This window comes from Paenibacillus sp. P36 (assembly GCF_045866505.1).
Taxonomy (GTDB): Bacteria; Bacillota; Bacilli; order Paenibacillales; family NBRC-103111; genus Paenibacillus_E; species Paenibacillus_E chondroitinus.
The window spans coordinates 7,890,979-7,905,059 of sequence record NZ_AP038372.1; the positions used below are offsets into that span (position 1 = coordinate 7,890,979).

General features: G+C 48.1%; 14 protein-coding genes. 2 read left to right on the plus strand and 12 right to left on the minus strand.

The annotated features are described in order from the left end of the window. The first annotated feature begins 222 nt into the window (after positions 1 to 222). On the plus strand, positions 223 to 1,224 hold the full coding sequence (locus ACKTT9_RS34630) for a M23 family metallopeptidase (protein ID WP_315953102.1): 1,002 nt from the start codon (positions 223 to 225) through the stop codon (positions 1,222 to 1,224). After that, complete coding sequence (locus ACKTT9_RS34635; RefSeq protein WP_157317757.1) at positions 1,224 to 1,673, plus strand: polymer-forming cytoskeletal protein; 450 nt, start codon at positions 1,224 to 1,226, stop codon at positions 1,671 to 1,673. The genes ACKTT9_RS34630 and ACKTT9_RS34635 overlap by 1 nt, the downstream gene beginning before the upstream one ends. Positions 1,674 to 1,751: 78 nt before the next feature. Here ACKTT9_RS34635 and ACKTT9_RS34640 read toward each other — a convergent pair whose 3' ends face one another. The 12 genes from ACKTT9_RS34640 to ACKTT9_RS34695 all read right to left on the minus strand — a co-directional run bounded on the left by ACKTT9_RS34640 (position 1,752) and on the right by ACKTT9_RS34695 (position 13,984). Then, positions 1,752 to 2,507 (minus strand): sugar phosphate isomerase/epimerase family protein, encoded by a 756-nt coding sequence (locus ACKTT9_RS34640; protein WP_407869573.1) that lies wholly within the window; start codon positions 2,505 to 2,507, stop codon positions 1,752 to 1,754. After that, positions 2,504 to 3,445, minus strand: a complete 942-nt coding sequence (locus ACKTT9_RS34645) for an aldo/keto reductase (RefSeq protein ID WP_407869574.1) — start codon at positions 3,443 to 3,445, stop codon at positions 2,504 to 2,506. Before ACKTT9_RS34645 ends, ACKTT9_RS34640 begins: the two co-directional genes overlap by 4 nt. Positions 3,446 to 3,457: 12 nt before the next feature. Continuing rightward, entirely contained in the window at positions 3,458 to 4,390 is a 933-nt protein-coding gene (locus ACKTT9_RS34650) for a carbohydrate kinase family protein (protein ID WP_407869575.1), read from the minus strand. A 31-nt stretch (positions 4,391 to 4,421) separates the two neighbouring features. After that, a complete protein-coding gene (locus tag ACKTT9_RS34655; protein WP_407869576.1) occupies positions 4,422 to 5,441 on the minus strand; it encodes a LacI family DNA-binding transcriptional regulator in 1,020 nt (339 codons plus the stop codon). Between the two features lie 122 nt (positions 5,442 to 5,563). Beyond that, positions 5,564 to 6,475 carry a carbohydrate ABC transporter permease gene (locus ACKTT9_RS34660; protein ID WP_127453624.1) on the minus strand — a complete coding sequence of 304 codons (912 nt, stop codon included), beginning with the start codon at positions 6,473 to 6,475 and terminating at the stop codon, positions 5,564 to 5,566. Positions 6,476 to 6,550: 75 nt separating this feature from the next. Next, complete coding sequence (locus tag ACKTT9_RS34665) at positions 6,551 to 8,281, minus strand: extracellular solute-binding protein (protein ID WP_407869577.1); 1,731 nt, start codon at positions 8,279 to 8,281, stop codon at positions 6,551 to 6,553. A 93-nt stretch (positions 8,282 to 8,374) separates the two neighbouring features. Beyond that, complete coding sequence (locus ACKTT9_RS34670; protein WP_407869578.1) at positions 8,375 to 9,334, minus strand: ABC transporter permease; 960 nt, start codon at positions 9,332 to 9,334, stop codon at positions 8,375 to 8,377. A 375-nt stretch (positions 9,335 to 9,709) separates the two neighbouring features. Then, positions 9,710 to 10,129 (minus strand): UPF0158 family protein, encoded by a 420-nt coding sequence (locus ACKTT9_RS34675; RefSeq protein WP_407869579.1) that lies wholly within the window; start codon positions 10,127 to 10,129, stop codon positions 9,710 to 9,712. Further along, positions 10,119 to 11,144 carry an ABC transporter substrate-binding protein gene (locus ACKTT9_RS34680; RefSeq protein WP_407869580.1) on the minus strand — a complete coding sequence of 342 codons (1,026 nt, stop codon included), beginning with the start codon at positions 11,142 to 11,144 and terminating at the stop codon, positions 10,119 to 10,121. The genes ACKTT9_RS34675 and ACKTT9_RS34680 overlap by 11 nt, the downstream gene beginning before the upstream one ends. A gap of 15 nt (positions 11,145 to 11,159) precedes the next feature. Continuing rightward, complete coding sequence (locus ACKTT9_RS34685) at positions 11,160 to 11,924, minus strand: ABC transporter permease (RefSeq protein ID WP_407869581.1); 765 nt, start codon at positions 11,922 to 11,924, stop codon at positions 11,160 to 11,162. Beyond that, complete coding sequence (locus ACKTT9_RS34690; RefSeq protein WP_157317748.1) at positions 11,857 to 12,696, minus strand: ABC transporter ATP-binding protein; 840 nt, start codon at positions 12,694 to 12,696, stop codon at positions 11,857 to 11,859. The genes ACKTT9_RS34685 and ACKTT9_RS34690 overlap by 68 nt, the downstream gene beginning before the upstream one ends. A gap of 40 nt (positions 12,697 to 12,736) precedes the next feature. Then, the gene (locus ACKTT9_RS34695) at positions 12,737 to 13,984 is read right to left on the minus strand and encodes a DUF445 domain-containing protein (protein ID WP_407869582.1); all 1,248 of its coding nucleotides are present in this window, start codon (positions 13,982 to 13,984) and stop codon (positions 12,737 to 12,739) included. Positions 13,985 to 14,081: the final 97 nt, after the last annotated feature.

Consider the following 14,081-nt stretch of genomic DNA (forward strand, 5'->3'; position numbering starts at 1 on the left):
TGTACTGCGCTACTCTTCCCTATAGACGTAATTTTCCCTAAAAAAGTTGAGACGGGGACATCCTGCCTACACCCAAATGTATACCCAAATTTAGTATGTCCTGCATCAAGTAATTCATTGGCTGATTCTTGCAATTTAATAAATTAGGCATGACTCTTCTACTTTTCGAATACAATCCAATCAAGGAGGGGGGACATTTATTACGGAAAGGAAGAGGATCGGTTGAGATTCATATGGGGTAAAAAAGAATTAACCTTCATGATCATTCCGGGCGCCAACCGCCGTACCGTAAGATTTAAGCTGCCGCACAGTAGCCTGTATATTGTGCCTAGCGTGATCCTGCTCGTGCTGATTGGTTTTTTTGTCACGATTTACTTTATGAATACCTACTCCCATCAAACGAAAGAAAACTTGCAGCGAACGTTCGATGGACAAGAACGCCAACTAGTTAATCAAATTACACTTAAAGATAATGAACTTGAGCAGCTTCAAGCAAATTTGATTGACTTATCCCAGCAAGCAGATGAGTTTAAGAGCAAGCTCGAAGAAATTAAGAAACTGGATCATGTCATACAGTTAATGAGCGAGTCAGAAGAACCAAACAGGACAAGCAAAAAGTTGTCCGCATTAAGTGACTCTACGGCCAACTCGGATGTTGGCGGCAACGAGGTCCCGGTCACTTCACAGGAAGTGACTCAGCTTGTGAGCAACACCAAACAAGGGCTTTCTACCTTGGTCGGGGATATCAACGCACTGCTTGTGAATCTCAGCGAGTCGGAAGCGCGATTGAAGGAAGCCGACTATTTACGCAGCATCACGCCAACCCTCTGGCCCATCACCACGCATAGTCTTACTTCCGGTTTCGGCATTCGCAAAGACCCCTTCACAGGCAAGCCATCCATGCATACAGGCCTTGACCTCGACGGTGAGTTAGGCGATCCCGTATATGCAACGGCTTCAGGCAAAGTGATCGAAGCCAGCTTCGACAATGAGTACGGCAACCGTATTATTGTCGATCATTCGCGTGGCATTCAAACCGGTTACATGCATCTGAATAAAATGCTCGTGAAACGCGGAGAATCAGTAACAAAAGGTCAACTGATCGGCCTGCTTGGTTCCACAGGACGAAGCACGGGTTCTCATCTGCATTACGAGGTACAGAAAAACCGTGTCCCCATTGACCCCACCCCTTATTTAATAAGCAATAGAAAGGATGAACGCTAATGCTTGGAAGCTCAAAATCGAAGCGCATAGATACGAAAACAACGGACACGTTAATCGGGGCAAGTACGATCTGCGAAGGAAAAATCATGTCCGAAGCCAGCCTTCGTATTGAAGGCCAGCTGCATGGCGACATTGAATGCGCAGGCGATATCACCATTGGCGAAAATGCTGTCGTCCAATCCAACATCCAAGCGCGCGACGTCATCATTGCCGGCAAAGTGAAAGGCAACATCCACACCAAAGGCAAGCTGCTCGTCACCAGCTCCGGCGTGTTGGTGGGCAACATCGATGTCCGCTCCTTCATTGTTCAGGAGGGCGGGATTTTCCAAGGCAGCAGCGCGATGCAGATCGCTGCCGTGAGCGACAAAAGCGGCGGCGGCAAGGTCATCGACGCGCAGGCGCATAAGCAGCAGAAAAACGAGCAGCAAGCTGCTTCCGGCGGAAATTAATAAGGACTGTCCTCCAAAGAAGTAAAGTTTCTTTGGGGGACAGTCCTTATTTGTTTGTATCCAAGGGAACTACAGGGCCTAAACTAATTTCTTCTCCAGCTCCAACAAGTTGGCTAAGCTGATAGCCAGACTATCCATTGGATTACCTGGGCAATAATCCTGCTCAACGGCGAACCATTCAACGCCATTTTGCAATCCCCATGTCAGAATAGGCGCAAAATCGATGAGTCCTGTGCCGATCTCGGCAAAATATTGCTTTCCGTCAGAGGTCATATCCTTCAAATGAAGAATCGGCATACGAAACGCGTAGTTGCTGATGAAAGACAACGGGTCCTGACCTGCTTTTTGGACCCAATACGTATCGATTTCCGGATAAACAGCCGGGTCTTCCAGCAGATATTCTAGCGCAAACTTTCCATCCATCGTCGTATGAAATTCAAAATCGTGATTGTGGTAACCGACCCGATAGCCTGAGCCGCTTACCTGTGAGGCAACTTGATGCAAATCGTTGCGCACGCTGAGGTAGCCTTCCGGATTTTGCAGGCCATTCGGCAAGGAATGGCAAATGAAATCCCGCGTATCGAATAACTTGGCTTCCTCCAATACAGCCTCAAGATCGTGTTTCATCCGCTCTAAGCCTACATGCATGCCTGCCGTACGCAAGCCGGTTTCCTTCATCACAGCCGCAATGTCCGCGGCAGGATACCCGTGCAATCCGTCGATTTGGACGGCTGCCCACCCCATCTTTTTCAACTGTCTTAACACACCCGGAAAATCTTGCTTAAGTTCGTTTCTTAACGTATACAACTGGGCTGCCAGCTTCTGTCTAATCATTTCGCAGCTTCCTCCCGTTCTAGATTTAACCACGCAAGCTCCTCCGGTGTAAACGGAATATGCATAGCTTCTATTGAAGTTTGCAGTTCTTCAGGATTTTTCGGACCGATGATGGCACAAGTCGGAAAAGGCTGATTCAGCACATAAGCTAATGCAATTTGAATGGGGCTGACGTTCTTATCCGCGGCAAGCTTGGCCGCACGACGGTATCGCTCCCAATTGTTATCGCTATAGTAAACCCTAACCATTTCAGGATTTTCGTGATTGTCCGGCGTAAAATGCCCGGAGAAAAAGCCTCCTGCCTGCGAAGACCACGCAAGGAGCGGCAGTTGATTGCCCCCATGCCAAGCGCAGGTGTCTGCATCGGCCGATACACAACCCTCCCATCTGGGCTCGTTCGGCTTAGCAAGGCTTAAATTCGGGCTGCTGAATGTAAATCCGATCAATCCATGGGAAGCAGCATATTCATTCGCTTGCTGAATACGCCCAAAGGACCAGTTCGAAGCTCCGATAGCCCGGATGCGTGATGCTTGAATGTGCTCATTCAATTCTTCCATGATCGGACCTACCGCTACATCAGGATCATCGCGATGGAGGGCATACAAGTCGACATAATCGGTCCCTAATCTGTCCAGACTCTCCAGCAGATCCTTGCGGATGGCCTGCGGGTTCACCCGCGGACCGGGGCTGCCATCGTCATGATGAGCACCCTTCGTGAGAATGACAACCTTCTCCCGCAGCTGCTTTTCCTCCAGCCACTGGCCGAGAATAACCTCTTTATTCCGATATTGATGTGCCGTATCGAAGGTATTGCCGCCTGCGCGGATATAAGCATCCAGCATCATCCGCTGCGGTTCCTCCAGCTTCCTCAAATCCCCAGTCCCCATGATCAATCGGGAAATGGCTTTATCTACACCTTGTATGTGCATAGTCTGCATGCAGAATCCTCCTCACCTGTTTTGCCTTAGCCTGATAAAAGCTTCCAGCCCTTCACGGTCTGGCGTTCCTGTGCTGCCACCGTAAGCTCCAACTGACAAAGCTCCGCATACATTGCCGTACAGCAGGCATGTCTCCACATCCAGCCCCGTCAAAAAACCATAGATATAGCCGGCGTTAAACGAATCCCCTGCTCCTGTCGTATCAACAGCTTCAACCGGGAATCCTGGGCTCATCGTTTGCAAGCCGTCTTTCATCGCTGCCGCTCCTTGCGGTCCAAGCTTGATGACGACATGAGGACTGAAGCCCGACATGTAGCTTAAGCTATCCTCGATGCGCTCAAATCCGGTATAATGAAGGGCCTCCGTTTCGTTCATCAAGAAAACATCCACATGCTGCATCAACTCAAAAACACCCGAATACCATTCTCCGGTATCATCCCAACCTACATCGCAGGAAATCGTAGCCCCCGCTTCCTTTAATCGCTTAGCCATGGCCACGAATTCCGTGTGGTTGCGCCGCCCTCTGTAGCCGGTAACATGCACATGTCTGCCTAACGCGATTTGCCCTAAATCCAGTTCCTCTACATCCAGTTCAGCATTGGATCCCACATAGGTAATAAATGAACGATCCAGCTCGGGATTAATCGCTATCGTGATCCCTGTCCGACTTGTTCCGCTTGTTCGGACCATACTGGTATCGATACCATATCCAGCAAAACGTTCCCGGATATAATGACCGTAGCCATCATTTCCAAGAACACCGTCAAATGCGACATGCAGCCCCAGCTTGGCTAATGCAATCGTAAATAAAGCTGCGCCTCCGCCTACATGCATCATCATGTTATCTACGAAAATTTCTTGTCCAGGTTGAGGGATTTGATTACAGCCCACTACCACGAGATCAATATTGACATCGCCGATGACTACCGCATCAAACTTCTTCACGCCGCTCTCCCTCTTCCGCTCTGTTCTCTGCCTATCTCTCTTTTGGATATACCTTACAGCTATCGCGAACGACGAGCTTGTGCTTCAGTATCAAATCTTCCCGCGGACTGGAGGCGGGATTCGAGATGATGTCAATCATCGTATTTACCGTAATTTTCCCCATCTCCTGAATGGGCTGCTCCATCGAGGACAACCGCGGTCGTACAAGTTCAGTCAGTTGGCTTCCATCAAATCCGATAATCGATATATCGTCAGGGACTTTAAGCTGATGGTCATGTATACAGTTCATAGCGCCTACTGCCATATCATCACTCACGGCAAATAAAGCAGTAGGACGAGGTTCACAGGCCAGCAGCTCCGTCATCATGTCATATCCGCTTTGCGTCTTATAGTCGCCAAATCGGATATAATCGTTGATGATTCTCACCCGTTGATCCTTCAAGGCATTCCGATAACCTACGTAACGATTCTGACCTGAGGTAACGTCTCGCATATCCCCGCCTATAAAAGCGATCCGCTCGTGGCCGAGCTCGGTTAAATACTTGGTCGCATCATAAGCCGCCTCGTAATCATCGATAATGACAGAAATAAACTTATGATCGACAGGTCTTACACTTGAAAAAATGATGGGAATATCCAATTTATGAATGAAATTGCGAATTTCTTCACTTAACTTTTCATGCATAATAATGATGCCGTCTACACGCATCTCATGAAAGACATTCAAATATTTCAGTTCTTTATCCGTATCCTCGATAATGTTGCAGACCAGCAGGTTGTAATCATTCAAACTCGCCGTTTCCTCGATACTGCTCAAGATCGTCGAATAGAAGCTTGAGGTTAGATCGGGAACAATCACGCCAATCAGGTTCGTTTTCTTCCGTACCAAGCTTCTCGCGATATGGCTGGGCGCATAACCAAGCTCGTCAATCGCTCGTTTCACTTTGGCCTTCAGATCGTCCTTCACGTACTTCTCTCCGTTTAATACTCTGGAGACCGTGGTGACGGATACTCCCGCTTTTTGGGCTACATCTTTGATTTTGGGCGCCATGATTATCATCCTTCCTTACTCGCAACATGAACAGTTTTCTCTGTAGTCGACAGAACCATATTTATACATTTTATCACACATTGGGCATGGCGAAGGTCATCAATTATTCGGCTGCAAGCCGTTTATTCTTTGACCGATCCGATCATGGCTCCCTTTGCAAAATATTTTTGTATAAATGGATATGCCGCAATAATGGGCGCCACAACGACAATAATCGTCGCCATTTTCAGAGAATCACCAGTTAGCTGTATCCTTTCGAGCATTTGAAACTGGGACGAGCCTGCCGCCTGCATCAGAGACTCCCGAATGGCATCCTGTTTGGTTAGCATCTCCTGCAGCAAGGTGGATAACGGCCTCAGTGATGCGGTTCTGACATAAAAAGCCCCTGTGAACCAGTCATTCCAATGACTCACAGCCGTAAACAAGGAGATTGTGGCCAGCACAGGCTTACTTAACGGCATGATGATTCGCATGAAAATGCCGAAATCGCTGCAGCCATCCAGTTTCGCCGACTCTTCCAGACTGATGCTGATCTGCTGGAAAAACGTCCGCATGATGATCAAATTCCACGCGCTATACAGGCCCGGAAGAACATAAACCCAGATGGTGTTCGTCAAATGCAAGCTTTTGAGCAGCATGTAATAAGGAATAATACCGCCGGAGAACAGCATGGTAAAGAAAACCATCAGCGTAAAAAATCGGACGCCCGGCATCGTCTTGCTTTTTAGCGTATACGCAGCCATCGCGGATAGAAATACGCCGGCAATCGTACCCAAAGCCGTTCGAAATATAGAAATGGCAAAGGCTCTGCCGATATTAGCCGATGTAAACACTTCACGGTAATTTTCCAGCGTCCATACGCGGGGCCAGAAATAGATGCCCCCTCTTTCGGCATCCTTACCAGCGTTAAAGGAGAGCGCCAATATATTCAGAAAAGGAAGCACGATGGATAAGCACAGGAGAATAATCAGGGCATAATTAACGAACTTAAATATTTTCTCGCCTGCTGAGAGCTTATAGAATTCATTTCCCACGTTAATCTCTCCCCATACTAGAAGTGCGCTCCCGCTATTCCTGCAGGAGCGCCAGCCTCCCAACTCAGCTTTGGACTATTTGAGAATAACTTTCGTTTTAGGATCGCTGTCTTTTTTCTGAAGCAGCGCTTCGAATTGATCCAAGCCCGCTGCCTGCAGCTGCTTTTTCGAAGCATCTAGAATTTTCTGCGCTTCATCCATGCTTTTGGCGTAAAATGCACGAATGATGCTTTCATTATAGTTGGTTAAAGCCGTCTTCAACTCATTGCCCGTTGGAAGCTCGTTAATGAAGGAGAGCGGGCGATAACCATCGTTAATATTGGCGTTTTTCTTTTTCTCATCGTAGCCCCAGTAGTCGGCAATTTTCAGCGGTGTCTCATTAGCTTCCGGAGAGACGCTATCTGCATACTGCATTTCGCCGAAATCACCCAGCCTGTTGATATCCGTACTGCCGAGATAACCTCCCCAGCCATTGCCTACGCCGTCAAAGCCCAATTCTTTGGCCGCCTTCGGATCTTTGTTGCGAAGCTCCAGCACTTCTTTTTTGACTAAAGGATTGCCTTTGGCATCCAGCGTATAGTCCCGCCCTTCCAGACCGTACTGCCAGATCAGCTTCCCTTCGCGACTAGCCAGGAAATCTGCAAATTTGACGACGTCTTGCGGATTTTTCGTTGTTTTTGGAATCGACCAGGCCATATACCCGCTCTTATAATCAACGTTCATCCGGTAAGTTCCATCCACAGAATTAATAGGCCCTAACGGGATGTAGCTCATATCTTTATTAAACTCCAGATAGTTATGCATATCGCCGATAATACCAAATGACCCGTTAATGGCTCCTTCCGTTGCTTTGTTTTCCTGCATGGCGTAGTAATCCGGCACCATCAATTTTTCCTTCAAAAGCTTCTGAACAAACTCAATGCGCTTTAGCGGATATTCCGTTTTGCTTTCATGAACAATTTTGCCGTCCTTATCCTTGTCGAAGCCTTGATCAATGGCCCCCCAGGTTAAACTGCTGAATAGCGTGCCGTTCTCATGGTTGCTGTTCCCCCAGTAGCGAGGACCAATCGGCGTGATATCTTTACCGTTTTTATCCTTGAAGTTGCCTTCTTTGATCTTCTGAGCGAGCTCATACACTTGATCGGTTGTGTTAATCTTCCGTGGATCAACGTTCAGCTTCTCGGCAATGTCTTTACGGATATAAGGGCCGGAAACATACTTGCGCTCTTCGTAGCCGCCTTCTCTTGGGACGTTCATATGGATAAAATAGCTGGAGCCGTTAAATTCCGGCCGGAACATTACACCGTTTTTCGTATCCAGCGGTAAATACTTATCATCCAGGTACTTGCTGAACACCTTTGTTCCTTTGATAAGAGGAGTTAGATCGGTTAACATGTCTTCTTTGGCGGCTTTCAAAATGACGGGCATTTCCGGGCGGCCGCTGTTGTTCAGATAATAGACGATGAAGTCCGGCAAATCATTGGAAGCCAACCCTGCAATGAGTCCATCAATCGCATGCTGTGAATTTACACCCTCCATTTGCAGCGTAATCCCTGTCATTTCCTTCACTTTTTTAGCAATCTCCGGGTTGATATCTTTCGTTATGTCATCGCTGTCAATAAACAGTAGTCCTTTAATGGTTCGGTCTGCAATCCAAGTTGCGGGCTTACCGCTGCTGACTGTAGATGGAGATGTCGTAGAAGCCGTGTCCTCTCCTGCCGCAGGCTGAGTGGAGCTTTCACATCCTGCTAGCAGCAAGCTTGCTGCCAAGGGCATGGTCACCCATTTAACCCATCTTTTGCTCATCCAATACTCCCCTTTTCCATTAAATATTATGAAAACACCTGGCGGTGATCTTCAACACATCAACTGTCGAAAAGTGAAAGATTTCTGGTATCGCTACCATATTGACTCGTCAAAGAACTTTTTTGAAGCTCGATTCGCAGCCACAACAAGGATTAAGCCGATTATGCCTTGCATTAAACCAACAGCTGTCGCATAGCCGTATTGTCCATTTTGAAGTCCTACCCGAATGATGTAGGTATCTAAAATATCTGCCAGTTCCATGTTGCCGGGAGTTCGCATGAGATAGATTTGATCAAACCCTGCCTGCAAAATGTTGCCTAGCGATAAAATAAACAGAATGGAAATCGTTAATCGAATACCTGGCAAAGTAACGTGCCAGATTTCATGCCACTTATTAGCGCCATCTATTTTGGCGGCCTCGTGCAGTTCAGGATTAATGCCTGCTATAGCGGCCAAATAAATGATAGAATCCCAGCCAATACTTTGCCAAATATGGCTGCCGAACATGAGAGAATAAAAGTACTTGCTTTCCATCATGAAAAACGTACTTCCGTCTCCGCCAAAAAATCGGATCACCTCGTTGAGCAGTCCAGTATCCGGAGCAAGAATCCGCTGCATGAGGCCGATCACGATAACCCATGAAAGAAAATGCGGCAGATACGAAATGCTTTGGGCGATTCCTCGGAATCTCCGATGTCTGATTTCATTAAACATTAGGGCAAGCAGAATCGGAAAAGGTAATCCTATGAAAACTTTAATGCTGCTAATAATCAATGTGTTTTTAATAAGTTTCCCGCTTTGATAGTCGTTAAAAAATGCCTTGAAATACGTGAGTCCCACCCATGGACTGCCCAGTATCCCCTTGTTAAACTGATAATTCTTAAAAGCCAGCATCAATCCGCCCATGGGGATATACGAGAAAATAACGAAAAATACAAGACAGGGAAGGAGCATGAGGTACATAATCTTGTGCTGTCGTATTCGTTTTCCCAGATCAGCATTTCTCTTCTTCACCGCAGCGCTGGCACCAGCTTGCGGCAGATTCGTTTCCATGTCATGACCACCTTCCTAAGACATTCTCATTTTTCTGGTATCGATTCCAGATTGCTGTCAAATAGAATCCTCTCGACGAGGATTAGGTGTAGGAAAGCGGTTTCTGGAATCGCTTCCATATGGAATTAATCTCAGTATAGATGAGTTGGTTATATTTGGCAATGACTTTTTTTTGAGGAGCGGCAAACCGAAACTCACGTTAAGATTCATCTAGGACCCCGCAATCCAACATACCGTTCGCGGGCCACTAAAGCACGACGGGATGTATGGAAAAAGCAGTATTCACGATGAGGGTCCTGTTTATGCAACTCGTTGTAGCGTCTCATTGCTAACGTTGAATCATCAAATCTATCAACGACAACCACTTCCGCAATATTATATAGCGTCTTCCGCATAAAAAGATTGACTAGCTTTGTACTTTTCGTCCAATTCATTGAAATTTAGTTCAGATTCCTCCATCCACGATTGGATTTCTTTTTCTGCATACTGGTTTTGATATTTGTTCCACTCGTCCCACATATTCAGTTCGTAGAGCATATCCTTAAATCTACGAAATGGTTTATTACCACTAAGGGCATCAAATAACCTACCATTAGGATCAGATTGCGTACTATGAGAAAAGTTTGCCATTACACGAAATGCTTCGTTTGAATCGATCTTGGGAATGAGGATATTTCTATCAACCTCCTCTTTTATTATCAAGTATTGGAGAGGTTCTTTTATACATTGCGCGTTAAAAAAAGCCCGTATCCATCCAACGTTCGGATCGACACAGGCTTCTCGCTTACTTCCCACTCTTCACTTCTTCGAGCATGGATAAATCAACAAACTTGCTGAGATCCAGCTCATTTTCCTTAATGCCCTTAATATATCGGGCAGCAATCGAGACCCTCGCCATCTCTTCCATCACTTTGACATCAACATCAGTCGTGAGCTTCAGTCGGCTAAGCGAGGATTGGATCAAGCCTTTGTCCATCCCTTTACCGCTATACTGCTTCAGCTGGTTGTTGATGAGCTCGTAGGCTTGCTCCGGGCTGTTCTGAATGAACGCGATGCCGTCCATATTGGCTTTGATCGCGCCCTTAACAATATCCCGGTGGCGCTGGATCATCGGATCGCTCGCCACCATAATGACCGTCGGGTAATCGCCGTTATTCGGCGGGATTGCCTGCCAATCGACGACGACCTTGCCGAGCCCGGCCTTCTCGATCTGCGTCCCCCATGGCTCGGGAACGAGCGTCGCGTCAATTTCCTTCTGCCGGAAGGAAATCAGCGCATCCGACGGGGAGCGCACGATGAGATGTGCGCTTCCCGTGTCGCGACCTAAGGAGATGCCTTCTTGCTGCAGCAGCATCCGCAGTGAAATCTCATTCGTATTCCCTTTGGACGGGATTGCAATCGTTTTATCCACCAAATCTTTAACGCCATTAATTCCTGCGCCATTGCGGGCAACAAGCACCGCGCCGCCATTATTGGAGCCGGACACGACTCGATAGTTCCCGCTTTTCAGAAAAAAGGTTGTCGCAGGTCCCGGACCTACAAAACCTATATCAATATCACCTGTCGCCATCGCAATGGATAAGTCAGATCCGTTATCGAAGGCCGTAACCTCGATCTTCACGTCATCGCCCCACTCGCGGGCGAAATAGCCTTTTTCGAGTGCAATATAGGCAGCGGCATGCGTGACATTTTTAAAAACACCAACCCTGACCACCTGCGGCTTGCCGGAAGCTGTAAGCTTCTCTTCGCAGGCGCTCAGCATCGTAATGACGAGCAAAAGCAGCAGCAGCATCCATGCTTTTTTTCTCATGAGATCCGCTCCCTGCTAAGACTTCGAGCCGGCGAGGCCGTAGCGCTCCAGCACTTTATCTTCCAGTTTCTTGAAGCAGAAATGGTCAGAGACCGTCCCCAATACAGCGATAATGATGACGATACACAGCATCAGCGAAGTGTCGCCCAAATTACGCCCGTCCTGAAGAAGCTGGCCGAGCCCCGCCCCTTTGGCGATAAGTTCCCCGGCAACAAGGGCGCGCCAAGCAAAAGCCCAAGCCGTACGCACCCCGTTGATCAAATGCGGGAAAGCCGCCGGAATCATGATCTGCACGAACATTTTATACCCGTTGCCTGTTCCCATCGTCTGTGCAGCACGCAGATAAATCGGCGGAATGTTCTTGATCCCTGTGCGGCTTGCCAGCGCCATCGTCCAGGTTGCGCCAAGCGTCGTAATGAAAATAACCGAGGATTCGTTAAGACCGAACCATATAATAGCAAAAGGCAGCCAAGCAATACTAGGAATCGTTTGCAGCGAAACGACCAGGAAACCCAGCGTATCATCCAGTAGACGGTACCGCGCGAATAAGAAACCTAAAGTCGTCCCAATCGCAAGCGATAGGGCGAAGGAAACCAACAGCCGGATCATACTGGCTAGAGTCGCTGCAAGCAGCTCGCCATGCACCAATCCGTCATAAAAAGCCTGCAGTGTCTGGGTCGGCGAAGGAAATTTCCAGCCCCAATTAAACAGCCTAAATCCCGCCTCCCAAGCTATCAGAAGCAGTACCAGAAAAATCGTTCTTCTTAATGCGGTACTCATCGCCCGTCTCCTCCCTTACCACCTTCTCAAGCTCATCCGCCAGCGCGTCCATGGCTGCATTCTCTACATGGTGCAGCAGCGGATCTGCGGCATCCCGGGGTCTTGCCGCCTGTACGGTGAACTCCTTCTTAATCGTGCCAGGGCGTGTAGACATGACCACAACGCGATCTGAGAGGATAACCGCTTCCCGAATGTTATGGGTGATGAAGAGAATCGTTTTACGCGTCCGCATCCAAATTTCTTCCAATTCCTTATGCAAAATAAGGCGAGTCTGTTCATCTAAAGCCGCAAACGGCTCATCCATCAGCAAAATCTCGGGATCCATCGCCAGCGCTCTCGCAATCGCTGCCCGCTGCTTCATCCCACCCGATAGCTCATGCGGGTAACGATCGGCGAAGCGGCTGAGATGCACCGCTTTGATCTGCTCCATGGCGAGCTCGTGGCGCTCTTTTTTGGGAATGCCCTTCTGTTTGAGGCCAAAAGCCACATTGTCCAGAACCGTAAGCCACGGAAACAGACCGTGCTCTTGGAACACGACCACGCGGTCGGCCCCAGCGCCGGTAACCTTTTTACCATTTACTTCAATCGTGCCTTCACTTTGCGTATCGAAGCCTGCAACAAGGTTCAGCACCGTCGATTTCCCGCAGCCGGATGGCCCCAGAATGGAGACGAATTCTCCCTTTTTTATCGTTAAAGTGATATTGTCCAGCGCCTTATAATTGCCGCCGATTCGCTGTACGAACGTCTTGCTGACACCTTTAATCTCGATCAAATGCTTCCCCCCACCCGGGTATATCCCGTAGTCGTTTCCCTTAAAACAGCATCTTTAATCCTGCCAGGCCTAGCCCGATAATAAATCCGCAGATCGCACCGTTGACACGAATCCACTGCAAGTCTTTGCCAATTTTATCTTCCATCAGCTGAGTCAGCTTCTCGTTATCGAATTTATCCAGGTTTTCTTTGACAAGTTGACCGATTTTGCTATGATTTTTCTCCAAATAAGAAGCAATCTGCTCCTGCACCCAAATCTCGCCGCGCTGCAGCAAAGCTTCGTTCTCCTTCACGGATGCAAGCACATTCCGAAGGATCGGAACGACATGGACAGGGACAAAATCAGGCTGGTCCACAAACTCTTCAGCTCTAGCTTTCAGACGTACAAGAAGTGCAGACAGCTTCGCATCCATTTCGAACATATCCGGCAGCTTCGTTTTGAGTGATTCCAGCTCGGCCAAAAGCTTCGGATTTCTCTCCAGCTTATTCAGTTCATTGCGGATAAAGGAAAGCACTGCCTCTCTACGCGGGTGCTGTTTCATGCGCATTTGCTCAATGTAGGAAAGCAAGAAATTCTGGATAATGCCCCCAATTTTCTCCTCATTGACCATCCCGATGAACGCATTCACGGCAAACGCCATGAAGCCATTGGATTGCAAACCCTCGAACGCCTTGATCGCCATGGCTCCAAGCTGATCACGTGTCTCCGTTTTGAACGCCCAGGCTTCTACTTTATCGAGGACAAAATCAAACGTCTTGCCGTCATAACCGCCATCCTTGACCGTATCAACAAGCGCGCGAACCAAGCGGCTCGTATCCACGTCCTGCAGTGCTTTGCTAATCTCATCCGCCAGCAGCGGTGTTAATTTTTCAAGATCAATAGCGGATAACGCTTGTTTGGCAAGCGTACTTAGGCCTTTATGAAGCGCCTCGCTATCCAGATGGCTTTCCGCCAGCTCAAGCCCTCTTTCCAGAAAACGAATTTGCTGCAAACGGGCGCGGATGGTTTCTTTGGAAAGCAGCTCATTTTGAACCGTGGAGACAAGGGCGTTCGTAATTTTCTCGCGATTCTTCGGCAGCAGCGCCGTATGCGGAATCGGAATGCCCATCGGGTGACGGAACAAGGCGCTAACCGCGAACCAGTCTGCCAAACCGCCCACAACCCCGGCTTCGAACCCGCCTTGCAGGAAACCTCCCCACACCGTGGAAGCTACAGGAAGTGTAGCCAAAAAACCTGCTCCCATCACACCTAAGGAGACCGTTGCTATATACTTTGCTTCTTTTTTCATCGTCATAACATCTCTTTCTTTCTCGATTTTCAATCGCTATTCGTTCTATTTTACCACAAATTCCGACGAAAGCTGTTCTCGAACCTGAATCTGTTGA

What these genes read in the sequence shown, in the direction of transcription:
- ACKTT9_RS34695 (WP_407869582.1), bottom strand. Translation starts at nt 13,984, where the DNA reads ATGAAAAAAGAAGCAAAGTATATAGCAACGGTCTCCTTAGGTGTGATG.
- ACKTT9_RS34640 (WP_407869573.1), bottom strand. Translation starts at nt 2,507, where the DNA reads ATGATTAGACAGAAGCTGGCAGCCCAGTTGTATACGTTAAGAAACGAA.
- ACKTT9_RS34685 (WP_407869581.1), bottom strand. Translation starts at nt 11,924, where the DNA reads ATGAGTACCGCATTAAGAAGAACGATTTTTCTGGTACTGCTTCTGATA.
- ACKTT9_RS34655 (WP_407869576.1), bottom strand. Translation starts at nt 5,441, where the DNA reads ATGGCGCCCAAAATCAAAGATGTAGCCCAAAAAGCGGGAGTATCCGTC.
- ACKTT9_RS34680 (WP_407869580.1), bottom strand. Translation starts at nt 11,144, where the DNA reads ATGAGAAAAAAAGCATGGATGCTGCTGCTGCTTTTGCTCGTCATTACG.
- ACKTT9_RS34670 (WP_407869578.1), bottom strand. Translation starts at nt 9,334, where the DNA reads ATGGAAACGAATCTGCCGCAAGCTGGTGCCAGCGCTGCGGTGAAGAAG.
- ACKTT9_RS34635 (WP_157317757.1), top strand. Translation starts at nt 1,224, where the DNA reads ATGCTTGGAAGCTCAAAATCGAAGCGCATAGATACGAAAACAACGGAC.
- ACKTT9_RS34665 (WP_407869577.1), bottom strand. Translation starts at nt 8,281, where the DNA reads ATGAGCAAAAGATGGGTTAAATGGGTGACCATGCCCTTGGCAGCAAGC.
- ACKTT9_RS34645 (WP_407869574.1), bottom strand. Translation starts at nt 3,445, where the DNA reads ATGCAGACTATGCACATACAAGGTGTAGATAAAGCCATTTCCCGATTG.